We start from the raw sequence: 21,106 nt of genomic DNA on the forward strand, positions 1-21,106 counted from the left end.
GTCGCGCACCGGATCGTGCGGCACCGCCCCGGGGCCTTCCTCGGCCGGCGCGGTCAGCGGACGGTCTCCAGGACGTCGGAGGCACCCAGGGCCTCGGCGATCTCCCCGACCGCGTCCCCGGACATCGAGCGCAGTTCCTTCTCGCTCATGCCGAGGTCGTCGAGGATCTCGGCGTCGCCGACCGGCCCGTGCGGCACGGCCTCGCCCGAGCCGACGGCCCCGTCGGAGCCGTCGCCGCCGTCCTCGTCGTCGTCGGACTCGCCGTCCTCCGTGCCGTCGAGGTCGAGGGCGTCGAGGTCGTCGGCGCCGTCACCCGGTTCGCGGCCGAGCAGTTCGTCGGTGAGGAGGATCTCGCCGTAGCTGCTGCGGGCGGCTGCGGCGGCGTCCGAGACGTAGATACGGGGATCCTCCTCGCCGTCCACCCGGACGACTCCGAACCACGCGTCCTCCTGCTCGATCAGCACGAGCACCGTGTCCTCGTCGGGAGAGGCCTCCCGGGCCAGGTCGGCAAGATCCGACAGGGTTTCCACATCGTCGAGCTCTGTGTCGCTCGCTTCCCACCCGTCTTCGGTGCGCGCGAGCAGTGCGGCGAAGTACACCGTGACTCTCCCACTGGTCCTAGGGGTGCCGGTTGGGGATCCCCCCGGCGGAGGCTGCGGGCGGGGGAGCGGTTCTCCGAGCCCCACCCACTCGGAATCGTGGCAGAAACAAGGCACTCAGGGGACGTCTTCGGCGCCCTGTGTCCGGCTGTTTTGACCTGCGTTCCGGAAGTGCGTACCCGGGCAGCCGGCCAGCAGCGCTCTCGTCGCCGCCACGTGCGGATCGTACGCGGATTCTCGCGGTCCCCGCGTCCGTCCGTCACGACCAACGTCGGCGCGGCGCACGATCTTCCCCGGCCGGCTCAGGAAGTTCGCCGTGCGGCGAAGGGGGCCCGGGGGCTACCAGCGGAAGGTGCGCATGCGCATCGCGTGCCGCAGCCGGGCGGTCTTGGCGCGGCGCGGCTGCACGCGGTCCCGCAACTGGCGGGCCTCCGCCAGATCGCGCAGGAACTGGGCCCGGCGCCGACGCCGTTCGGCCTCCCGCTCCGCCTCGGTTTCCCGCGGCGGCCCGCCGTCCGGCTGCCGCCCCGGCGCCGCACCCGGCTCCGTCCCGTGCCCCGTCCCCCGGTCCGCTCCGGGGGACGGCGTGTCGTGGAAGTCCCGGTCAGGCACAGTCTCACCACCCAGCGTCCGTCCCTCCCACCTTCCCCCGGTCGGGCGGTTTGACGCCCGCGAACGAGTGGAGCCGCGTCGCGGGCCTTGCTCCCGCCCGCGGGGACGCCGCCCCCACGGAGCCCGGTTACTGTGGTGGACATGCGTCTCCACGTCGTCGACCACCCCCTGGTCGCCCACAAGCTCACCACGCTGCGCGACCAGCGCACCGACTCCGCGACCTTCCGCCGTCTCGCCGACGAGCTGGTCACCCTGCTCGCCTACGAGGCCACGCGCGACGTGCGCACCGAACAGGTCGACATCCACACGCCGGTGGAGAAGACCACCGGCGTCAAGCTCTCCCACCCGCGCCCGCTGGTCGTGCCGATCCTGCGGGCCGGTCTCGGCATGCTCGACGGCATGGTCCGGCTGCTGCCGACCGCCGAGGTGGGCTTCCTGGGCATGGTGCGCAACGAGGAGACGCTCCAGGCCTCCACCTACGCCACGCGCATGCCGGACGACCTGTCCGGCCGCCAGGTGTACGTCCTGGACCCGATGCTGGCCACCGGCGGCACCCTGGTCGCGTCCATCCGGGAGCTGATCAAGCGCGGCGCCGACGACGTGACGGCGGTGGTGCTGCTGGCCGCCCCCGAGGGCGTCGAACTCATGGAGCGCGAGCTGGCCGGCACTCCGGTGACGGTCGTGACGGCCTCGGTCGACGAGCGCCTGAACGAGCAGGGGTACATCGTCCCGGGCCTCGGCGACGCGGGCGACCGCATGTACGGAGCGGCCGAGTAGTACCTCGTACCGCCGCTCAGCAGCTCTTCTTCTCCGCGGCGGGCGTCGGCCGCGGCGCGGTCAGCTCGGCCAGCGCCGCGTCGGCGTCCGCGGGCTTCGCCAGCCCCTTGAAACCGTTGCCGATGATCAGGTCGACGGCGGCGCCCTTGCGGGCCGCGTCGGTGCGGCGCTCGGCGCCGGGGAGCTGGGTCCCGAGCACGGGCAGCACGGTCTTCGCCGAGGCGGCCGGGCCGAGCAGGACGCCCGTGCCGGCGACCTTCTTGTCGTACTCCTTGGGCGCGTTGCTGACGTCGCCCACACGGAAGCCGCGCTTCTTCAGCTCGTCGGCGGTCTTCTGCGCCAGGCCGCTGCGGGTCGTCGCGTTGAGCACGTTGACGGTGACCTGACCGGGCTTCGGCAGCACCACGGCGGCGGGCGAGGCGCTCGCCTTCGCGGGGGTGGCACAGCCCGCGGCACCGGCCGCCGAGGCCTTGTCGCCGCCGGTGAAGACGTCGATGAGCTGGAGCGTGCCCCAGCCGAGCACGCCGAGAACGGTGACGCAGGCGACGGCGGCGACCGCGATCCGGCCGCGTCGCCGGGCCGGGCGCATCCGCGGGTACCTGTCCCCCGTGATCTTGTACTGGCCACCCATGCCGGGAGGAGTCAGCATGCTCATGGGCGCAGCGTAGTGCGCGGGAGCGACGATGCCTATTAGATGATCAGTCGACGTTCCGCAGTCGGGTGGCAAGGCAACCCGAAAGGGTCAAGCGCGGGGCCCGCCGGGCCCGGTCAGTCGAGTTCGAGAACGCGGGCGTGCAGCACCTGTCGCTGCTGCAGCGCGGCCCGCACCGCGCGGTGCAGTCCGTCCTCCAGATACAGATCGCCCTGCCACTTCACGACGTGCGCGAAGAGGTCGCCGTAGAAGGTGGAGTCCTCGGCCAGGAGCGTTTCCAGGTCGAGTTGCCCCTTGGTCGTCACGAGCTGATCGAGGCGGACCGGGCGCGGAGCGACGTCCGCCCACTGCCGGGTGCTTTCCCGGCCGTGGTCGGGGTACGGCCGGCCGTTTCCGATGCGCTTGAAGATCACACGGAAAGCCTACCGGCCCGGGCGTTGCGGGCGCAGCCATGGCGCCGGAGTGCGGAGCCGGAAAAGACGCCGCAAAGGGGACCAAACACCGACGGGGCCGCGAGATCGGCGGCGCGGTGTCTCCCCCGGGGCGGCGGAGACGGGACGGGACCCGCCTCCGCCGCCCCGCGCGGTGCGTCAGCCGCGCCCGCTTTCCGGCGAGGGGAGCCGCTGCTCGCCGGCTGTCTGCGGCTCGGTTCCGGGCTCGGGGGTGCGGCGGGCGGCCTCGGCGCGCAGGACGGCGTAGGGGTCGTCGGGCATGGCGGATTCCTCGTTCCTGGTGCTTCGCGTGCTCGTTCCGGTGCTCGGAGGACCGGCGGCCGGGCCGGTCCGGCGCGGTCAGCAGCGCAGAACCACGGAACGCGGGCCGCGGGAAGGGGCGGCGGCGCTGTCGGTACGAGCGTCGATGCGCAGGGGAGTACGACGCCGGCCCGCCGTGCGGAACGGTGGGACCGGCCGGACCACGACAGCACGCCGGCCGCTCCGGCCCGGAGTGCGCAGGGCGGTGTCGAGGTGGTCGTACTCCGCCGCGGTGCCGCCCGCGCCGGACACCGGCGCGACCGGCACCGCCTGGGCCGTCACGTGGGTGCCGGGCACGACGAGGACGAGCAGCAGGACCAGGACCCGCAGACAGGCGCCGAGGCGTCCGGAGCGGACGGTGGTGCCGGCGTGCGGTGCGGGTCTCACTCCACTCGTGTCCCCGCCCGGCGTACGCCGTCCATCGCGCCGGGGGCGAGATCCGCCCGCTCGGCGTACGGGACGCCGCTCACAGGCTGTGCGGGACCCGCCCCGCCCGCCCGCGCAGCCGCAGGGACGTGACGATCTCGACGACGCCGACGGCGACCAGCCACCAGCCGCCGACCAGCATGAGGACGGTGGCCGACTCGACCGGCGAGTCGATCAGGACGATGCCGGCCACGACGGTGACGACGCCGAGGAAGACGTGCCAGCCGCGCGCGGGCATCGCGGGGTCGTGCACGGCGGCCACGGTCTGCGTGACGCCGCGGAAGAGCCAGCCGATGCCGATCCACAGCGCGAGCAGCAGCACCGACTGCAGCGGGCCGCGGAAGCAGAACAGACCCAGCAGGATCGACACGGCGCCGCTGATGAAGGCCAGCACCCGCAGCGAGGTCCTGCGGTGCGTGCCGAAGGCGGCGGCGAGTTGCAGCACGCCGCTGATGACGAGGTAGAGGCCGAAGAGCACGCCGGCCGCGAGCAGCGAGGCACCGGGCCAGACCAGGACCAGCACGCCCAGGACGAGCGAGGCGACCCCGGTGAGCAGCACGGTCTGCCAGGCGGCACGGGACAGCTGGTGCAGGGGCCCCTCGAAGGGCGGCTCGGGCTCGTGCTCCTGCCGCACGGCGCCCGGGGCGTGGGTCCCGTGGCGGCTGTGCACCCCCCGGTCGTCGTACGGAGTCCCGCCGGGGGTGCCGGTAGGTGGTTCGGTCATGCCCCATGTTGGGAGCCACGCGGGCGTGCCCGCCACCGGGGAGGGGCCGCGGGGCTGATGTCACCCGGCGCGGGTGCGGGCGGGTGGCCCACCGGCCCGGGGTTTTGCCTGGTCACCCCGCGCGGGTGCTGTCGCGCGGCCCGGCGCCCGCAGGGTGCCCGGCGTGGGTGCGGGCGCGGGGTGGGTGACGCGGCCCGGCGTTGCCGGGGTGCCGCTGCGCCCACCCGTGCCGCCCCAGCGGCACGACTGCCCGCAGCTGGGGCGGCAAGCCGCGTACGGCGAGGAGGGGGCGGGTCGGGGGGTGTCCGCCCGCAGCGGTTGGCGCGTCCGCGCCGTACAGATCTGTGGCCGACCGATTCCGCGCCGTTCCGAGGACGGACACCCCCCGGCCCGACCCCGACCCACCCACCGAACCCAAGGCGCTACGCGCACCCCCACCGAACCCGCACAGGCGCCGCAGGCACCCCGCACCCCCACCGAACCCGTACCGGCGCCGCAGGCACCCCGCACCACCGCCGGAGGCAAACGCGCCGCAGGCATCCCGCACCCCCACCGAACCCGCACCGGCGCCGCAGGCACCCCGCACCACCGCCGGAGGCATCCGCCCCCTACTTGCCGGAGGCCTTCGCCGCCTTTGCCGCCGCCTTCATCTCCTGTTTGTGCGCCCGCACCTTGGTCAGCGACTCCGGCCCCCTGATGTCCGCGACGGACCGGAAGGAGTCGGGCTCCCCGTACGCGCCCGCGGCCTCGCGCCACCCCTCGGGGCGGACGCCGAGCTGCTTGCCGAGCAGCGCGAGGAAGATCTGGGCCTTCTGCTTGCCGAAGCCCGGAAGGGCCTGGAGCCGCTTCAGCAGCTCCCCGCCGGTGGACACGCCCCGCCAGACGCCCTCGGCGTCACCGTCGTACGTCTCGACGAGGTACCGGCACAGCTGCTGCACCCGCCCCGCCATCGACCCGGGGTAGCGGTGCACGGCCGGCTTCTCGGAGAGCAGCGCGGCGAAGGCCTCGGGGTCGTAGGCCGCGATGTCGTGCGCGTCCAGGTCCTCCGCGCCCATCCGCCGGGCGATGGTCGACGGCCCCTTGAACGCCCACTCCATCGGCACTTGCTGGTCGAGCAGCATGCCGATCAGCGCGGCGAGCGGACTGCGCCCGAGGAGTTCGTCGGCCTCGGGGTCCTGGGCGAGGTGAAGTGTGACGTCCATGGTCCCGATGATCGCGCGTGCGGGCTCAGGTCGCGCGCCAGTACCCCAGCGCGTTCACCCGCTGCTTCGGCATCCCCAGCTCCTTGCGGACGTACGAACCCAGCGCCCGCGTGGTCGCCGTGTCGCAGGCGATCCAGACGAACGGCTCCGAGGCGGCCCCCAGCAGCTCCGGCAGCTCCTCCTTCACCCGCGCCACCAGGTGCGCCCCCGCGTCCCGACGCGGCACCGCGCGGACCTCGTGCCGCCCGGGGACGGTCCGGAACGGCAGCCCGTCGTCCGTGCCGCCCTCGAACCAGACGGTCGCCGGCACCGGCCCCAGTGCGTCGAGGAGGGAGTTGAGGGCGGGCAGGGACGCCGGGTCCGCGACCGCGAAGACCCGCGACGGGAGGGGCCGCGGCACCTCGAACCCGGTGCCCTGGACCGTCGCCTCGATCGTGTCACCCGGCTTGGCCGCCCGCGCCCAGTCGCTCGCGCACCCCTCGTGCAGGGCGAACTCCATGGCGAAGGTGCCGGCCTCCGGGTCCGGGTCGACCAGCGTGTACGCCCGCTGGTGCGGCCGGCCCGCGTTCTCGAACCACAGTCGCACCCACATCGTCGGGTGCACCCCGGTCGCCGCCAGCATCCCCCCGTCGGTCAGGCGCAGCCGCCGGAAGTCCGCGGTCACGTCCTCCGCGTCCGTCACCGTGAACTCGAAGTCCTTCGCGCGCATCAGCTTGAGGACCGCGCCCTCCCAGCCCCGCCCCTGCCCCATGTTTCCTTCACCTTTCACGTACTATTCGGCCACGACCAGAAGACTTAGGTGAGCCTAACCTAAAGGAAAGTGGGGGCACAGGGGTGAGCGCCGAGACCTACCGCGACGCCTGGGGAATCCCGCACCTGCGCGCGGACTCCGCGGCCGAACTGGCCCGCGCCCAGGGCCGGGTGACCGCCCGCGACCGCGCCTGGCAGCTCGAGGTCGAACGGCACCGCGCCCAGGGCACCTCCGCGTCCTTCCTGGGCCCCGAGGCCCTGTCCTGGGACCGCCTCGCCCGCCGCGCCCGCCTCGCGGACACCGCACGCCGCTGCTTCACGGCCCTGGAGCAGAAGGACCCGGAGACGGCCGCCTGGGTACGGGCGTACGTCGACGGAGTCAACGACGGGCTGGCGCAGCACGACCCCGCCCCGGAGTTCGCCCGCACCGGCCTCGCCCCCGGCCGCTGGCAGCCCTGGACCCCGCTCGGCGTCTGGCTCGGCACGCACCTCCTCTTCGCGGGCTTCCCCGCCAAGCTCTGGCGCGAGCACATCACCGGACACCTGGGCGCGGACGCCGTCGCCCTGTTCGCCGCCGACGGCCCCGGCACCGCCGGCAGCAACGGCTGGCTGGTGAGCGGCGAGCGGACCACCACCGGACACGCCCTGATCGCGGGTGACCCGCACCGCTTCATCGAGGACCCCGGCGTCTACCAGCAGATCCACCTGTCCTGCCCGGAGTTCGACGTCGTCGGCCTCGCCGTGCCCGGGGTCCCCGGCGTCGCGCACTTCGGCCACACCGGCACGGTCGCCTGGGCCATCACCAACGCCATGGCCGACTACCAGGACCTGTACCGGGAGCGCCTGCGCCGCACCGGCGCCGGCGTCGAGGCGCTCGGCCCCGACGGCACCTGGCACCGCGCCGCCCGCCACACGGAACGCGTCGACGTCGCCGGGGAGGAGACCGTGGAGGTCGAGATCGTCGAGACCGACCGGGGCCCGGTCATCGCCGGCGGACCCGAGGGCCTGGACGACGGCACCCCGGCCGCCCTCAGCCTGCGCCACCCGCCCCGCGTCACCGCCGACCTCGGCTTCGGCGCCCTGCTGCCGCTGCTGCGGGCCCGCACGGTCGCCGACGTGGACCGCGCCCTGGACGCGTGGACCGAGCCGGTCAACGTGGTGCAGGCCGCCGACACGGAGGGCGGCCTGCTGCACCGGATCGCCGGCCGCGTGCCGGTACGGCCCAAGGAGAACGGCCTGCGCCCCGTACCGGCCTGGGAGCCCGGTCACGAGTGGACGGGCTGGCACACCCCGCCCCGCGCCGGGCTCACCGACGGCGTCGCCGTGATGGCCAACCAGCGCGGCCCGTCCACTCCCCTCGGCGTCGAGTTCGCCCCACCGCACCGCGCCGACCGCATCGCCGCCCTGCTCGCGGGCAGGGAGCGCTGGTCGGCGTCGGACATGCCCACGATCCACACGGACACCCACCTGGCCTCGGCGACCCCTCTCCTGAACCATCTCGCAGCCCTGACCGCTCCCACCACCTCAAGCACCTCAGCGACCTCAACCACCTTCACCACAACAACCACCTCCACCCCCCTCACCCCCGAGGCCGCCGCCCTGGGCGCCCGCCTCCTCGCCTGGAACCGCCGCATGGACGCCGACAGCACCGACGCGGCGGCGTACGCGGCCCTGCGTGCCGCGGTCGTGCGCAGACTGGCGGCGCACCCGGCCCTCGCTCCCGCGTCCGTGCCGCCCGCGTACCCCGAGGTGTTGCAGCCGTGGCTCGCGCTGGTGCCGCGCGTCGCGTACGCCCTCGAACACCTCCTGCGCGCGGACGACCTGTACGGCATCGACCGCGCCGCGACCGTCCGCGCCGCGCTGGAGGAGGTCGCCGCCGCGCCGCCGCCCGGCACCTGGGGCGACACCCACCGCCTGGCTCCCTGGCGGGCGCTGCCGGAGGCCACCGGCCCCGCGGACGAGCCGGGCCTCTCCGGCGACCACGACTGCGTGCTGTGCACCTCCCCCGTGCCCGGAGTCACCGACCGCGCCGCACGCGGCCCGGCCGCCCGGTACGTCTGGGACCTGGCCGACCGGGAGAACAGCCGCTGGGTGGTGCCGCACGGAGCCTCGGGCATACCGGGCTCGCCCCACCACCGCGACCAGCAGCCCCTGTGGCTCGCCGGTGAACTCGCACCGGTGGTCACCGACTTCACCCGGCTCACGAAGGAAACCGATGACTGACGCCCAACCGACCCCGTACGCCGACCGGGCCGCCGTCCACGAGCAGCACCTCGACGGCTTCGGCACCGTCCGCATCCTCCCCCTGGACCCCACCGAGGACGCCACGCGGGTCCACGGCTGGGTGAGCGAGGAACGGGCCGCCTTCTGGGGCATGAACGGCCTGACGAGGGACCAGGTCGCCGACGTGTACGCGCACATGGCCACCCTCGACACCCACCACGCCTTCCTGGTCGTCAAGGACGGCGAGCCGGTCGCCCTGCTCCAGACCTACGACCCCGCGGCCGACCGGGTGAGCGAGTGTTACGACGCCGAGCCGGGCGACGTAGGGGTCCACCTGCTTCTCGCCCCCGCCGGAGCCGAGGGCGCGCGCCCCGGCTGGACCGCCGCCCTGTCGGGCGCCCTCATGACGTACGTCCTGCTGGGCCTGGACCGGACCCGGATCGTGGTCGACCCGGACGTGGCCAACGACAAGGCCATCGCCCGCTTCCTCAAGCAGGGCTTCACCGCCGGCCCCGCGGTGGTCCTGCCCGAGGTGGACCTGCCGGACGTGTACCTGCCCGAGAAGAAGGCGCAACTCGCCTTCCTCCGCCGCGAGGTAGCGTTCGCGGGGTGACCGACGCGCCGACCGCCGACGACCTGATCGCGCACTACGCGCTGGAGCCCATCCCCCGCGAGGGAGGCCTCTTCCGGCGCACCTGGGCAGGACCCGAGCGCGCGGACGGCCGCCCCGCCGGGTCCGCCATCGTCGCCCTGCTCACCGCCCGCCCGGGAGACTTCTCCGCCCTGCACCGCCTGCCCGCCGACGAGGTCTGGCACTTCTACCTCGGCGATCCGCTCGAACTCCTTCTCCTCGACCCGGACGGCAGCGCGCGTACGGCCGTGCTGGGACCGGACGTCCTGGGCGGGCAGCACGTGCAGTTCACCGTCCCGGCCGGGACCTGGATGGGCGGCCGGGTGGCCGCGGGCGGCGCGTGGTCGCTGTTCGGCTGCACGATGGCGCCAGGCTTCACCTACGGGGACTACGAGCACGGCGACGCCGCCGGCCTCACGGCGCGCTACCCGGCCGCAGCCGAGCGGATCGTGGCACTGTGCCGCCCATGACCCCCTCGCCCGCGCCCTCTCCCTCTCCCTCTCCCTCTCCTTCTCCCCGTCTCCTCGACGGTCAGGTCGCCCTGGTCACCGGCGCGGGCGGCGGCATCGGCCGGGGGATCGCGCTGCGTTTCGCCGAGGAGGGCGCGGCGGTGGCGGTGCACTGCCGTACGGCGGTGGAGGCGGCCCGGGAGGTGGCGGAACGGATCCGGGACCGGGGCGGACGCGCCACCGTCCTGCGTGCCGACCTCACCGACGAGGACGCCTGCCGGCGTCTGATCGAGGAGGCCGCCGACTGGGGCGGCGGACGGCTCACGGCGCTGGTCAACAACGCGGGCGTGCAGCCGCTGCGGGAACTGCCCGGCATGACGGCGGCCGAGTGGCGGGAGGTGGTGGACACCAACCTCACCGGCGTCTTCGCGTGCACGCAGGCCGCGGCCCGGATCATGCGGGACCAGGACGGCGGCGGCACGGTCACGCACATCGCCTCCATCGAGGCGGGCGCCCCCGCTCCGGCGCACGCGCACTACGGCGCCTCCAAGGCGGCGGTGGTGATGCACGCCCGGTCGGCGGCGCTGGAGTACGGCCCGTGGGGGATCAGGGTCAACTCCGTGTCACCCGGCCTCATCGACCGCGAGGGCCTGGCCGAGGCCTGGCCGGAGGGCGTACGGCGGTGGCGGCGGGCGGCGCCGACGGGACGGCTCGGGCGCCCGGAGGACGTGGGCGACGCGTGCGTGTTCCTCGCCTCGCGGCTGGCGTCCTGGGTGGCCGGCCACGACCTCGTGGTGGACGGCGGGGTGACGGCACGCCCGTCGTGGTGAGGAGCCGCCGGCCGCGCGGCTGAGCGGGACTGCCTCCCCGTCCGTACGTATCGGCGAGGCAGTGGGTCCCGACGACGGAGATGCGACGTGAGGTGTGGCGGCGGTGCGTGTGCGTGCGCGGGAGACCGGGGACCAGGAGGCGGCCGGACGGAACCGGGGAACCGGGAGCGGCGAACGGTCCCACGCGGGGCCCCGCGGCGAGGTACCCCGCCCAGGACCCGGTGCCGACCGGCCCGCCGGGGATTCCGGCGGCTGGTGCTGCTGGGCTCCGTGCTGGTCCTGCTCGTCCTCGCCGGCGCCGGACCGGCGTCCGCCCACGCCGCCCTCACCTCCACCGACCCCGGGGACGGAACCGTCCTCGAGCGGGCCCCGGCCCACGTCACCCTGACCTTCAGCGAGTCCGTCGGCCTGCGCGACGACTCCTTCCGCGTCCTGGACCCGGGCGGCCACCGGCTGCACACGGGGGAGGCCGGACGCGCGGACGGGCGTTCCGACACGGCCCGGGTCGCGCTGCCGGGCAAGCTGGGGGAGGGGACGTACACCGTGGCCTGGCGGGTGGTCTCCGCCGACAGTCACCCCGTCTCCGGCGCCTTCACCTTCTCGGTCGGCGCACCCTCGCGGTCGGCCGCGCCCGTGGCCACCGGCCCCGCCGAGGACCCGCTGACCGCGACCCTCCACAAGATCGCCCGCTACCTCTCCTACCTGGCCGCGGCCCTGCTCATCGGCGCCGCCGCCTTCGTCGCCCTGTGCCGCCCGCCGGACCCGGCGCCGCTGCGCCGCCCCATGGCGGCGGCCTGGTGGACCCTGCTGGCGGCCACCCTCGCCCTGCTGGTGCTGCGCGCCCCGTACGAGGCGGGCACGGGCCCGTCGGCGGCCCTGGACCCGGCCGCGCTGCGCGACACCCTCACGACCCGCCCCGGGGCCCTGCTTCTGACCAGGCTGGGGTTGCTGGTGCCGGTCGGGCTGTACCTCGTCCGCGCGGCCCGCCTGGTACGCCCGGTTCGCGTGGACCGCCGCGACCGGCGCCGGGGCGGCCGCCCGCTCGCCGCCGCGGTGGGCGCCGTACTGGCCGTCGGCCTCGCCCTGACCTGGGCCGCCGCGGAGCACGCCGCCGCCGGAATACAGGTGCCGGTGGCGATGACGTCCTCCGTGCTGCACCTGCTGGCCACCGCGGTCTGGCTCGGCGGCCTCGTCGCCCTGCTCGTCACCCTGCGCGCCCCGCGTTTCTCCCCGGACACGGCCGGGGTCGTCGCCCGCTTCTCCCGGACCGCTTTCGCCGCCGTGACCGTCCTGGTCGTCACCGGCGTCTACCAGTCCTGGCGCGGCCTCGGCTCCTGGCAGGCGCTCACCGGGTCGGCGTACGGCAGGCTGCTCCTCGCGAAGGTGGTCCTGGTGGCCGTCCTGCTGGCCGCGGCGGCGGTGTCCCGGCGGTGGACGGCGGCGCTGGTGACGGCCCCGGTCGCCGTACATGAGCCCGAGCGCGTGCCCGAGCGGATACCGCAGCCGGCGGGCGGCCCGCCACCGGAGGCACCGAAGTCACCGCCCCCACCGGGCCCCGACGCCGACCCGGGCACCGACCCAGACCCGTGCACCGATGCCGACCCGGGCACCGACCCAGACCCGTGCACCGACCCAGACCCGTGCACCGATGCCGACCCGGGCACCGGCACCGGCACCGACGCCGGAGACGCCGGGGCAGGGCCCGCCCTCCGACGCGGTCTGTACCGTTCCGTCCTCGTCGAGGCCGTCGTCGCCGCCGTGGTGCTGGGGGTCACCACCGTGCTCACCGCCACCCCGCCCGGCCGCTCCGCGGAGGAGGCGGCACGGGCGGCCGTACCGGCGGGCGGGGTGCTGCCCGCGTCCGTCACCACGATCCCGTTCCAGGTCGGCGCCTCGGGCCGGGGCACGGTCCAGATCACCCTGGACCCGGGCCGTACCGGCGACAACGCGGTGCAGGCCGTGGTCTTCGGCCCCGACGGCAGCCTGGCCGCCGTACCCGAACTGCGCCTCTCCTTCACCCTGCCCGACAAGGACGTGGGCCCCATCGAGGCGGACCTGGCCGACCGCGGCGGCTACTGGAGCGCCAACACCGTCACCCTGCCCCTCCCGGGCACCTGGACGATGAAGGCGACCGTCCGGGTCTCGGAGACCGACCAGGTGAGCGAGACCCGGCGGATACGGGTGGAGCGGTAGAGCGGGGGCAGCCGGTTCCGCGGGGGCTGGAAGCCCCGGCTCCTGCCCGCACCCCGGAGAGACGAAGGCACCGGCCGCTAGGGGTGCAGGATCACCTTCGTGTAGCCCTCGACCCGCTTGTCGAACTTGTCGTAGCCGGACGGCGCCTGGTCCAGCGGCAGCTCGTGGGAGACGACGAAGCCGGGCGCGGCCCGGCCCTCGATGATCAGGTCCCGCAGCCGGCGGTTGTACCGCTTGACGTTGCACTGCCCCGTGCCTACCCGCAGCCCCTTCTCGAAGAGCCGGCCGATCGCGACGAGGAGCATGCCCTGCTTGGCCTGCTCGTCCGGGCCGCCCGGGTCGGCCGGGACGTAGAGCCCGGGTACGCCCAGCGCCCCGGTGGGCCTGACCGTGTTGACCAGCGCGTTCAGCACGGTCGCCGGTTCCTCCTGGCCGGTCCCGCCCGCCGTCGCCTGGTAGCCGACGGCGTCCACGCCCTTGTCGGTGCCGGCGCCCCCGGTCTGCTCCTTGATCTGCTCGACCGGGTCGCCCGCGGAGAAGTCGACGGGCACCGCGCCGATCTCCTCGGCCTTCCGCAGCCGCTCCGGGACGCGGTCGACGACGAACACCTTCTTGGCGCCGCGCAGCAGTGCCGAGTAGGCGGCCATGAGCCCGACGGGACCCGCCCCGTACACCGCGACGCTCTCGCCGGGACGGACGTCGGCGAGTTCGCAGCCGTGGTAGCCGGTGGGGAAGATGTCGGCGAGCAGGATGAAGTCGGTCTCGTGGGCGTCGCCCTCGGGCAGCTTCAGGCAGTTGAAGTCGGCGTACGGCACGCGCAGATACTCGGCCTGGCCGCCCTGCCACGGGCCCATGGACACATAGCCGTACGCGCCGCCCGCGAAGCCGGGATTGACGGTCGTGCAGTAACCCGTGTATCCGGCGGCGCAGTTGGTGCAGAAGCCGCACGCGACGTTGAAGGGCATGACCACGCGGTCGCCCGCCTTCAGCCCGGTGACGCCCTCACCGACCTCGTCGACGATCCCCATGTTCTCGTGGCCGAAGACGATGCCCGGCTCGGCGGCGGTTCGCCCCTCGTACATGTGCAGGTCGGACCCGCAGATCGCGGTCGAGGTGACGCGCACGATCACGTCGTTCGGATGCCGGAGGCCCGGCTTCTCCACGTCCTCGACCGCTACGGAGAACGGTCCCTTGTAGACGACGGCCTTCATGGTCGCGACCTCCCGTCCGCGCGCCGGTTCCCCCGTGACCCACCTTTCATGGTTCTCCGGCAACGGGGGCGGGGCAAATCGGTCGGATCGGTGCGACCGGGGCGTTTCCTAGGGCTCCTCGGTGGCCGGGCCTTCCTCGCGCTCGCTCAGCCTGGCCTTGATCACCGGGCTGATGAGCAGGTCGTACACCAGGACCCCGACGACCCCGCCGATGAGCGGGCCGACGATGGGAATCCACCAGTAGCCGCTGAACCACTGGAAGGTGCCGGGCAGGGCGATGTCGCCCCAGCCCTCGAAGAAGGTGAACAGGCGGGGGCCGAAGTCGCGGGCCGGATTGATCGCGTACCCGGCGTTGGTCCCGAAGGCGAAACCGATCGCGACGACGACGAGCCCGATGATGAACGGGTGGAGATTGGCCGCCGGAGCCGTGTTGCGGGTGTCGATCAGCGCGCAGATCAGCAGCAGCAGGATCCCGGTGCCCACGATCTGGTCGAGCAGGGGACCCCACCAGGAGTCGCCGAAGTACTCGGCGGGGAACGTGGCGAAGATCGAGTACGTCGACAGTGACGTCTCCCGGGTCTCGCCCGCCTTGGCGATGGCCGCGTCGATCGCCCACCGGTAGCAGGCGTACACGAGCGCTGCGGCGACGAAGGCGCCCACGACCTGCGCGAGCCAGTAGGGCAGGACCTTCCGCCACGGGAAGTCCCGCCGCACCGCGAATCCCAGGGTCACCGCGGGGTTGAGGTGCGCCCCGCTGATGCCGCCGGCCACGTACACGCCGAACACGACGGCGAGGCCCCATCCCCACGCGATGATGAGCCAGTTGGCGGCCCCGAACTCCACGCTCTGCCGGCCCGAGCCCGGCAGCCCGGCGACCGCGACGGCCACCGAACCGACGCCGAAGAGGATCAGGACGAACGTCCCGAGGAACTCGGCGCACATCTCACCGCCGAGTCCCTTTCGATAACCGCGTCGATGAACCACCCGTTCGGCCACCGGCCCTCCTTCGCTGGATCGGAACAGACCAATCCGGTCCATACCCGCGAAAAACGCCGCCCGGTCGCTCGGCCGGGAGAGTGCACCGGTTGGCGCGTGAGGATTCCCCTCGACGGAGCAACGCCTGGCCCGGCGAGGAAGGAGGCCCGGCGGGGAAGGAGGCACGGCGGGGAAGGAGGCCCGGCGAGGACGGAGGCACGGCGAGGAGGGGGGCCGGGGTCAAGACGGTGCCGGGCACACACGGTCATGCGTGTGCCCGGCACCGGTGGTGCGGATGGTCAGACGAACGCCACCGCGGCGGCCCCGCCGAGCGCGGCCAGCACGTAGGCCAGCGTCTCCTGCCGCCCCTTGAGCGGCTTCCGGTCGCCGTGCGTGCTGAGCAGCATGACGGAATGGGCGGCGTAGCCCGGGACCAGGACACCGAGAACACCGAGCAGGCCGAGCGTGCCGATGTCCCAGTCGAAGTCGATACCGCGGAACACGGCTACGGCGACCAGGGCCAGTGCGGCGACGGAGTACACCAGGCCGGGTCCGAGCCTGATGTCGTCACGCTTCCCAGGCGCCACTCCGCCGTTCCTGTGATGGCGCCAGTGCCGCCGCTCGGTGCCCAGGCGGGCGAGCAGCACGAGGACGACTTCCGCAGCCAGAACGGCAACAGAGACATGCTCGAAAGTCACTTGTCCACCTCCGCCGGGATCACGTGCAGGCCTTCTGAATGGCGCTGATACCGATGAACGCCTTGACGGCTTCCCGTTCCTTCGAACCCACGTGCTTGCCCTTCATGAAGCGCCAGAGGATCGTGGCCGTCTTCTTGGCGCCGTAACTCTTGAACAGTTTGACGGCGCGGGCCACCCTGACGCCCGAACCGGCGGGGACGAAGGAGATCAGCACGCCTGCCACGGCCGCGGAGCAACCGACGACGAACTTGGTCTCGTCCCACCAGCCGAAGGCGACGACGGGGGCCTTCTCACCGCTCTCGGCGGCAAGGTTCCGGAGAGTGGCGTTGCGGACCTTCTCGTTGGCCAGGACAGGCAGCAAGGCGGCTTGAGCGTCGGCGTCGCCCGGGTAGGCGGCCTCGGCAGTCTGCTGGGCGGTGGGCGACGCGGGCAGCGCCGCGAGGCGGTCGCGCAGGCCCTGAGCGTCGACGGTGCGGGTGAGCGAGACCTCCAAGGCGTTGGCGAACTGGCTCTCGCTGATGCCGAGTTCGGCTATGCCCTCGGCAAGGATCCTGCCCTGCTCCAGTTCATCGGCGGTGAAGTCGCCGGCGACGGTGGTGGTGACAGGAGTGACAGAAGTGCCGGAAGCGGCCTCGGCCGCCTGCGCTCCGGTGCTGGTGGCGAAGACCGCACCGGCCGTGAGCGCGGAGACGAGTACGGCGGCGCGCGTGAACATGGTGCGGTTGATCGTTCTGTTGGACATGTGCCCGAAGTTCCCCATTCTGGGCTGGTTCGGGTACGGCGCAGCACGCCCGGTTCTCATATGAGCGGAAGAGGTGCGCGTACCCGGATGGTCGACGATCACCCCACCACGGCAAGATCATCATGACTATGACGAAAGCCACGATTCCACCTCAGGTCTTCCTCAACAGTGCATGCGGCCACAACATCGCGAAAGCCCGCGGAACTGGGACCAAAAGTGAGGCCACGCACGTCGAAGGGCCCCACCGCGAACGGTGGGGCCCTTCGACATCGTGCCCGGTGAGGCACTGGCGGAGGATACGAGATTCGAACTCGTGAGGGGTTGCCCCCAACACGCTTTCCAACTGTGCACATCGCTGTACGCAACTGTTCGCAGACGCTCGCGTGGCAGGTCAGATGGCTTGCGCGAACGTCGGTGGCCAGTGGCGTCCGTCGGCGGACTGGACAACGATCAGGACAACGAGGTCAAGATCAGACCCGTGCGACAGCGCAGTGATGCGTCGGTCCCGCCTGCATCGATGGCGGCGGTCGAGGTCAGGCTCCCGGTCGCGAGAAGCACTGAAGCCCTGGTGAGTCAGCCTGCGGGGCGGTAGGTTCTCCTCCGTAATAGCTCACATGTTCGGTTTATCCAAGCGCGCGATCATCGATGCGTGGTTCAGTTTCACACGCTACTTACTGGGATGGGGTAGAGTCATGCGGCATGAGCGAACAGCAGGATGCGCTTGAGGACCTTGAGTCCAGTGGTGTTCTCGCGGCCCTGGCGTGGGCCAACGCGTCGGCATACCGGCGCACCATGGAGGACTACGACCCCGACACGGGGCATGATCAGGGCTGGGTCGGCTCTACCGCCCATAAGCTCTTCGTTGACCGGCTGCACCGGGCGTTCTCCACAGGCAGGCACAGCGTGGATTCACCTGAGTCCGCCTCTGCCGGCTTGGACCTCGTGGCCGCCGGACTGGCCCCCGGCGAGCACCGCAAGATGCCGCTCATCACCCCGGGCGTGGTCGTCTGGTCTCACCTCAACCAGTCGCCGGGCTGGCGGTGTGGGGATTGGCGTTTCCTGCTCACATCGTTCCCCTACGGAGAGAGCAACCGCATCCCCTGGCCGCAGAAGAGCCCGACCAAGCAGCGCGTTGCGTCGCAGGGGCAGCCGGCCGGTTGGCTGGACCCTTACCCCACCTTGTTCGACGCGGAGCCCGATTCTCTTGTTGCTGCCATCGAGGCGCTCAGGGAAGAGGACGCGGAACTCAACGCGACAACGCTCATCGTCGCCCACAGTATTGAACGAGAGCTGGGCATCCGAGAACTCTACTTGGGGCGCTCTCGTTTGAATCGTGGGGGTGGGGATTCCTGGTACTGGAAGCATGATCTACTTGCCACCAATCCGGGAACTCCCACTATCGAGCCGATTCCCAGTTCGCCCGGTCCTCTTCCTGGGGCTCCCGGCGTCCAGGATGCACCCGTTCGCCTTCGCCGTCAGCCGTCGGAAGGGAGCGGAGAGCGTCACCAGGCGTCGGGAAAGAACGACAAGTAATGAAACGAGTGGATGGTCATGAATTCCTCACGCCGCACAGATGTGCGGGTTGGTGACGTCTCTCGCCTTTTCGATGGACGACGTTTGACGCTCGCGCGACAACTTATCGGCTTGAGGAAGAATGCCCTTGCGGCAAAGATCGACAAGAGCCCAACTGCTGTCGCGGCGTATGAAAACAACACGAAACGTCCAGCGCCCGCGACGGTTGCCCAGCTGTGTCTGACGCTTGGAGTGGATCCGGGTTTCTTCCTCCCCGGCCCCCACCAATCAACAGGCAGTGACTCTGTACCTCACTTCCGGTCCTTGCGTTCAACAACACAGTTGGCACGCGATCAAGCATTCGCTTACGGGGTGATTTCTGGAGACGTAGGCGCAGCCCTCGAACGGCACGTCGAGTTTCCGGAACCCAATTTGCCGCGTCTAAGTGTCGATGTGGAAGATGAGTCGAGCAGTCTTCCGGAGGAGGCGGCTCGACTCCTCCGGAAGCACTGGGACATTGCGTCTGGGCCAGTTGGTCATCTGGTCCGTCTGGCGGAGAACCACGGCGTCGTGGTGGTTTTCAGTCCTACACAGACCGCTGCCGTGGACGCCTACTCCTTTGACGATGGTTATAGGCCGACAGTGGTGCTGAATCCGGCCAAGGAGGACTACTATCGTCAGCGCTTCGATGTCGCCCATGAAATTGGCCACCTCGTAATGCACGTGGACGCCGAACCGGGAAGCAAGGTAGTCGAGAACCAAGCTCACCGTTTCGCGGCCGAACTCCTGCTGCCGGAAGAAGAGTTGCGCGATCTCCTGCCCAGCAAGGCGGACTGGAGAATCCTGGCTAGACTAAAGGAGACTTACGGGGTGAGTCTTCAGGCTCTGCTGTATCGATCCAGAGCCCTGGGTGTCATGAGCGACGTTACGTATCGTAATGCAGTCGCTTATCTGTCATCGAAGGGATGGCGTCGCCGAGAACCAGGCGAGATGCCTGCTGTGGAGCAGCCGTCACTTTACCCAAAGGCCGTAGAGATTCTCTCGGGTGTAGGAATGGATGAACTCTCACTGGCCAAAGAATCACGGGTGACTCCAGGCATATTCCGCACAGTGACGGCTAGGTCGCCCGTTCGCGAGGAACTATTTCTAGCGACGCAAGAAATTGAGGGCGCAGACGAAGTAATTCCTCTATTTCGAAGCAAGGATAGTGAGCCCGGGACTTAAGCCCCGGGCTTGATCAATTGCTGGATGTTTGCGTGCAGACTCAGGCCGTCCAGGACCGGCCTGAGTCTGTACCTGGGACCGCTTTTGGCGATTCAGGAACTAAGACTGAGTCGTCTACGCTGCTAAGACCTGGGTGGCTACGATTTCTCACACGATCGAGGAACGGCGATGTGTAGCTGCTGGAGGCCGTGCAGCGCAGAGTGAAACGCAGCCGCGATTTCACGGGCCCTCTCCTCGGTCCTGATCGGCCACATCGAGATGTACTCGGCTCCGATGTTGGCCTGCGCTACGGTGCCATCCAGTACCAATGCTTCAGCTGCGGACTTCAGGACCGTCATTGCCTGCTCCGGAAGATGAGGCTTGCGGCTGGCCATCGCGTCAAGCTCCACCTTCCAGCCCTTCCCGTGGCGAGCGATGCACACAAAGACCGCGTCCTCGGTCTTGGCTCTCTTGTAGGCAGCGCGGTGGGCTTCCAGCTCTGTGCAGTTGGGGATGAGGGCAGCTTGGAGAGGCATTCCAGGCGTCGTCATGACTCCATCGTCGCAGGCGTTCATGCCGTTGATCAGGGAAATGCCCATTATGCCGTCGTCGGCAGGGAGCGATGTCAGCTCAGACGGAGTTCAGCAGGTGGCGGCCGTCGTGCGAGCGGACGTGGGGGGCGCTCGCGACGTCCAGAGCGTCGAGAACACGCACGGCGTAGACCTCCCCCATTGCCTTCTCGACTTCCTCGGCGGTCAGCCACTCCACAGCGGTCGACTCGCTTGACGTCCGCTCTGCGCCATCGATCGGCCGGCACAGGAAGACGAGGGCCACCACACCCCGACTGACGTTCTTGTAGACCCCGGTCAACCGCTCGACCGAGACGCGGATACCAGTCTCTTCGAGTACTTCCCGAACCGCCCCGTCTTCGGGGCGTTCGTCCAGTTCGAGGACACCACCGGGCGGCTCCCATGTGCCGTTGTCTGCGCGTCGGATGACCAGGACGCGCCCGTCATCGCGCACTACTACGCCAGCGACCGAGACCGAGTGAAGCGGCATTGACGCACCCTCCGGGTAACGTTGCTTATGTACATGAGCCTAGGAGGAACAGTAGGACATGCCCACGCCTTCCCGAGACTCAGGAAAGCCGAAGTACCTACAGATCGCAGACGACCTGGTCAAACAGATCAAGGAGCAGATCCTCGCTCCGGGTGAGCAGGTGCCCAGCGAGTCTGACCTCATGAAGAAGTACGGGGCGTCCCAAGGGACGGTCCGCAAGGCGTTCGCTGAGCTGCGGGCTACTGGTCTCATCGAGACGCGGCACGGCAAGGGCTCGTATGTGAAGCGGCGCCCTCCTGTGCGACGAAAGTCCTCGGATCGCTTCCGCCGGTCCCATCGGACGGCGGGCAAAGCGGCCTACCTGGCGGAGGCAGAGCAGGCGGGCAGCACGCCCAGCGTGAGCGTCCTCTATGTCGGACCGGTCGAGGCCCCGGACGAGATCGCGGAGCGGCTGTCCGTTCCAGTCGGCGCGAAGGTGCTTTCACGGCGCCGCCTGTACTTCAGCGATGGCATCCCCACCGAGGAAGCCACTTCCTACCTTCCGTGGGACATCGCCAAGGACATCCCTGAGCTGTTCGAGGAGAACCCTGGCGGCGGTGGAATCTACGCCCGGCTTGAGGAGCACGGACACACCCTCAAGGAGCTGTCCGAGACGGTCCGCGTTCGCCTCGCGACCAAGCAGGAGATCGGTGCGCTGAGTCTGAGCCCGGGATCGCCCATCATTCATCTGACGCGGAACGCCGAATCTGAAGCAGGTCGGGTCATCGAGGTCTGCGACACGTTCATGGCCGCTGACCAGTTCGTTTTGGAGTACCGCATCCCTGCGGGCGACTGAGCGCTCACCTCCTAGGTCCTCAACCCGTCGCAGAAAATCCGCGCGGCGGGT

The 21,106-nt window shown here is 71.1% G+C and carries 24 protein-coding genes; 9 read left to right on the top strand and 15 right to left on the bottom strand.

Going from position 1 to position 21,106, the window contains the following annotated elements:
- Positions 1–53 precede the first annotated feature (53 nt).
- Together NI25_RS19950 and NI25_RS39730 are read right to left on the bottom strand one after the other, a co-directional pair.
- Positions 54–599, bottom strand: coding sequence for a hypothetical protein (locus tag NI25_RS19950; protein ID WP_061443744.1), 546 nt, complete (start codon positions 597–599; stop codon positions 54–56).
- Between the two features lie 339 nt (positions 600–938).
- Entirely contained in the window at positions 939–1,211 is a 273-nt protein-coding gene (locus NI25_RS39730; protein ID WP_061443745.1) for a hypothetical protein, read from the bottom strand.
- 141 nt (positions 1,212–1,352) lie between these two features.
- Between NI25_RS39730 and upp the strand changes: the two genes are divergently transcribed.
- A complete protein-coding gene (gene upp, locus NI25_RS19960; protein ID WP_061446998.1) occupies positions 1,353–1,988 on the top strand; it encodes a uracil phosphoribosyltransferase in 636 nt (211 codons plus the stop codon).
- Positions 1,989–2,004: 16 nt separating this feature from the next.
- Here upp and NI25_RS19965 read toward each other — a convergent pair whose 3' ends face one another.
- The 7 genes from NI25_RS19965 to NI25_RS19990 all read right to left on the bottom strand — a co-directional run bounded on the left by NI25_RS19965 (position 2,005) and on the right by NI25_RS19990 (position 6,495).
- The gene (locus tag NI25_RS19965; protein WP_061443746.1) at positions 2,005–2,619 is read right to left on the bottom strand and encodes a LytR C-terminal domain-containing protein; all 615 of its coding nucleotides are present in this window, start codon (positions 2,617–2,619) and stop codon (positions 2,005–2,007) included.
- A gap of 137 nt (positions 2,620–2,756) precedes the next feature.
- Positions 2,757–3,053 carry a type II toxin-antitoxin system VapB family antitoxin gene (locus tag NI25_RS19970; RefSeq protein ID WP_003999914.1) on the bottom strand — a complete coding sequence of 99 codons (297 nt, stop codon included), beginning with the start codon at positions 3,051–3,053 and terminating at the stop codon, positions 2,757–2,759.
- 177 nt (positions 3,054–3,230) lie between these two features.
- Positions 3,231–3,353 (bottom strand): hypothetical protein, encoded by a 123-nt coding sequence (locus tag NI25_RS40505; protein WP_267886337.1) that lies wholly within the window; start codon positions 3,351–3,353, stop codon positions 3,231–3,233.
- 78 nt (positions 3,354–3,431) lie between these two features.
- Positions 3,432–3,779 carry a hypothetical protein gene (locus NI25_RS19975; RefSeq protein WP_061443747.1) on the bottom strand — a complete coding sequence of 116 codons (348 nt, stop codon included), beginning with the start codon at positions 3,777–3,779 and terminating at the stop codon, positions 3,432–3,434.
- A 79-nt stretch (positions 3,780–3,858) separates the two neighbouring features.
- Positions 3,859–4,542: an HdeD family acid-resistance protein gene (locus tag NI25_RS19980; RefSeq protein ID WP_061443748.1), complete on the bottom strand. Its 684-nt coding sequence runs from the start codon at positions 4,540–4,542 to the stop codon at positions 3,859–3,861.
- 608 nt (positions 4,543–5,150) lie between these two features.
- Positions 5,151–5,744: an HhH-GPD-type base excision DNA repair protein gene (locus NI25_RS19985; RefSeq protein WP_061443749.1), complete on the bottom strand. Its 594-nt coding sequence runs from the start codon at positions 5,742–5,744 to the stop codon at positions 5,151–5,153.
- 25 nt (positions 5,745–5,769) lie between these two features.
- Positions 5,770–6,495: a siderophore-interacting protein gene (locus NI25_RS19990; protein ID WP_061443750.1), complete on the bottom strand. Its 726-nt coding sequence runs from the start codon at positions 6,493–6,495 to the stop codon at positions 5,770–5,772.
- 83 nt (positions 6,496–6,578) lie between these two features.
- Here NI25_RS19990 and NI25_RS19995 point away from each other — a divergent pair, with 83 nt between their 5' ends.
- The 5 genes from NI25_RS19995 to NI25_RS20015 all read left to right on the top strand — a co-directional run bounded on the left by NI25_RS19995 (position 6,579) and on the right by NI25_RS20015 (position 12,820).
- The gene (locus tag NI25_RS19995; protein ID WP_061443751.1) at positions 6,579–8,717 is read left to right on the top strand and encodes a penicillin acylase family protein; all 2,139 of its coding nucleotides are present in this window, start codon (positions 6,579–6,581) and stop codon (positions 8,715–8,717) included.
- On the top strand, positions 8,710–9,330 hold the full coding sequence (locus tag NI25_RS20000; RefSeq protein ID WP_061443752.1) for a GNAT family N-acetyltransferase: 621 nt from the start codon (positions 8,710–8,712) through the stop codon (positions 9,328–9,330). Before NI25_RS19995 ends, NI25_RS20000 begins: the two co-directional genes overlap by 8 nt.
- Entirely contained in the window at positions 9,327–9,818 is a 492-nt protein-coding gene (locus NI25_RS20005) for a cupin domain-containing protein (protein ID WP_061443753.1), read from the top strand. The genes NI25_RS20000 and NI25_RS20005 overlap by 4 nt, the downstream gene beginning before the upstream one ends.
- Positions 9,815–10,627, top strand: coding sequence for an SDR family NAD(P)-dependent oxidoreductase (locus NI25_RS20010; protein WP_061446999.1), 813 nt, complete (start codon positions 9,815–9,817; stop codon positions 10,625–10,627). Before NI25_RS20005 ends, NI25_RS20010 begins: the two co-directional genes overlap by 4 nt.
- 255 nt (positions 10,628–10,882) lie before the next feature.
- A complete protein-coding gene (locus tag NI25_RS20015; protein ID WP_061443754.1) occupies positions 10,883–12,820 on the top strand; it encodes a copper resistance protein CopC in 1,938 nt (645 codons plus the stop codon).
- 77 nt (positions 12,821–12,897) lie between these two features.
- Here the strand turns inward: NI25_RS20015 and NI25_RS20020 are convergent, their stop codons facing one another.
- From NI25_RS20020 to NI25_RS20035, 4 genes are all read right to left on the bottom strand, one after another.
- On the bottom strand, positions 12,898–14,031 hold the full coding sequence (locus NI25_RS20020) for a glutathione-independent formaldehyde dehydrogenase (RefSeq protein WP_061443755.1): 1,134 nt from the start codon (positions 14,029–14,031) through the stop codon (positions 12,898–12,900).
- Between the two features lie 108 nt (positions 14,032–14,139).
- Complete coding sequence (locus NI25_RS20025) at positions 14,140–14,973, bottom strand: MIP/aquaporin family protein (RefSeq protein WP_199561114.1); 834 nt, start codon at positions 14,971–14,973, stop codon at positions 14,140–14,142.
- A 332-nt stretch (positions 14,974–15,305) separates the two neighbouring features.
- Positions 15,306–15,704, bottom strand: coding sequence for a hypothetical protein (locus tag NI25_RS20030; protein WP_061443757.1), 399 nt, complete (start codon positions 15,702–15,704; stop codon positions 15,306–15,308).
- Positions 15,705–15,723: 19 nt separating this feature from the next.
- Complete coding sequence (locus tag NI25_RS20035; RefSeq protein ID WP_061447000.1) at positions 15,724–16,446, bottom strand: hypothetical protein; 723 nt, start codon at positions 16,444–16,446, stop codon at positions 15,724–15,726.
- Between the two features lie 699 nt (positions 16,447–17,145).
- Between NI25_RS20035 and NI25_RS20040 the strand changes: the two genes are divergently transcribed.
- Both NI25_RS20040 and NI25_RS37755 read left to right on the top strand, forming a co-directional pair.
- Positions 17,146–17,979 carry a hypothetical protein gene (locus tag NI25_RS20040; protein WP_061443758.1) on the top strand — a complete coding sequence of 278 codons (834 nt, stop codon included), beginning with the start codon at positions 17,146–17,148 and terminating at the stop codon, positions 17,977–17,979.
- A 12-nt stretch (positions 17,980–17,991) separates the two neighbouring features.
- Complete coding sequence (locus tag NI25_RS37755; RefSeq protein WP_233520754.1) at positions 17,992–19,182, top strand: helix-turn-helix domain-containing protein; 1,191 nt, start codon at positions 17,992–17,994, stop codon at positions 19,180–19,182.
- A 137-nt stretch (positions 19,183–19,319) separates the two neighbouring features.
- Here NI25_RS37755 and NI25_RS20050 read toward each other — a convergent pair whose 3' ends face one another.
- Together NI25_RS20050 and NI25_RS20055 are read right to left on the bottom strand one after the other, a co-directional pair.
- Complete coding sequence (locus NI25_RS20050) at positions 19,320–19,760, bottom strand: hypothetical protein (protein ID WP_061443760.1); 441 nt, start codon at positions 19,758–19,760, stop codon at positions 19,320–19,322.
- A gap of 31 nt (positions 19,761–19,791) precedes the next feature.
- Positions 19,792–20,220: an NUDIX hydrolase gene (locus NI25_RS20055; RefSeq protein ID WP_061443761.1), complete on the bottom strand. Its 429-nt coding sequence runs from the start codon at positions 20,218–20,220 to the stop codon at positions 19,792–19,794.
- 58 nt (positions 20,221–20,278) lie between these two features.
- On the opposite strand from NI25_RS20055, the gene NI25_RS20060 reads away from it, so the two are divergent.
- Positions 20,279–21,055 carry a GntR family transcriptional regulator gene (locus NI25_RS20060; RefSeq protein WP_061443762.1) on the top strand — a complete coding sequence of 259 codons (777 nt, stop codon included), beginning with the start codon at positions 20,279–20,281 and terminating at the stop codon, positions 21,053–21,055.
- Positions 21,056–21,106 lie beyond the last annotated feature (51 nt).

This window comes from Streptomyces sp. CCM_MD2014, from assembly GCF_000772045.1.
Classification (GTDB): Bacteria; Actinomycetota; Actinomycetes; order Streptomycetales; family Streptomycetaceae; genus Streptomyces; species Streptomyces salinarius.

Excerpts from the sequence above, each read along its gene's own strand:
- upp (WP_061446998.1), top strand. The coding sequence starts at position 1,353 with ATGCGTCTCCACGTCGTCGACCACCCCCTGGTCGCCCACAAGCTCACC.
- NI25_RS19965 (WP_061443746.1), bottom strand. The coding sequence starts at position 2,619 with ATGGGTGGCCAGTACAAGATCACGGGGGACAGGTACCCGCGGATGCGC.
- NI25_RS40505 (WP_267886337.1), bottom strand. The coding sequence starts at position 3,353 with ATGCCCGACGACCCCTACGCCGTCCTGCGCGCCGAGGCCGCCCGCCGC.
- NI25_RS19980 (WP_061443748.1), bottom strand. The coding sequence starts at position 4,542 with ATGACCGAACCACCTACCGGCACCCCCGGCGGGACTCCGTACGACGAC.
- NI25_RS19985 (WP_061443749.1), bottom strand. The coding sequence starts at position 5,744 with ATGGACGTCACACTTCACCTCGCCCAGGACCCCGAGGCCGACGAACTC.
- NI25_RS19990 (WP_061443750.1), bottom strand. The coding sequence starts at position 6,495 with ATGGGGCAGGGGCGGGGCTGGGAGGGCGCGGTCCTCAAGCTGATGCGC.
- NI25_RS20000 (WP_061443752.1), top strand. The coding sequence starts at position 8,710 with ATGACTGACGCCCAACCGACCCCGTACGCCGACCGGGCCGCCGTCCAC.
- NI25_RS20010 (WP_061446999.1), top strand. The coding sequence starts at position 9,815 with ATGACCCCCTCGCCCGCGCCCTCTCCCTCTCCCTCTCCCTCTCCTTCT.
- NI25_RS20020 (WP_061443755.1), bottom strand. The coding sequence starts at position 14,031 with ATGAAGGCCGTCGTCTACAAGGGACCGTTCTCCGTAGCGGTCGAGGAC.
- NI25_RS20025 (WP_199561114.1), bottom strand. The coding sequence starts at position 14,973 with ATGTGCGCCGAGTTCCTCGGGACGTTCGTCCTGATCCTCTTCGGCGTC.
- NI25_RS20035 (WP_061447000.1), bottom strand. The coding sequence starts at position 16,446 with ATGTCCAACAGAACGATCAACCGCACCATGTTCACGCGCGCCGCCGTA.
- NI25_RS20040 (WP_061443758.1), top strand. The coding sequence starts at position 17,146 with ATGAGCGAACAGCAGGATGCGCTTGAGGACCTTGAGTCCAGTGGTGTT.
- NI25_RS37755 (WP_233520754.1), top strand. The coding sequence starts at position 17,992 with ATGGTCATGAATTCCTCACGCCGCACAGATGTGCGGGTTGGTGACGTC.
- NI25_RS20050 (WP_061443760.1), bottom strand. The coding sequence starts at position 19,760 with ATGGGCATTTCCCTGATCAACGGCATGAACGCCTGCGACGATGGAGTC.
- NI25_RS20055 (WP_061443761.1), bottom strand. The coding sequence starts at position 20,220 with ATGCCGCTTCACTCGGTCTCGGTCGCTGGCGTAGTAGTGCGCGATGAC.
- NI25_RS20060 (WP_061443762.1), top strand. The coding sequence starts at position 20,279 with ATGCCCACGCCTTCCCGAGACTCAGGAAAGCCGAAGTACCTACAGATC.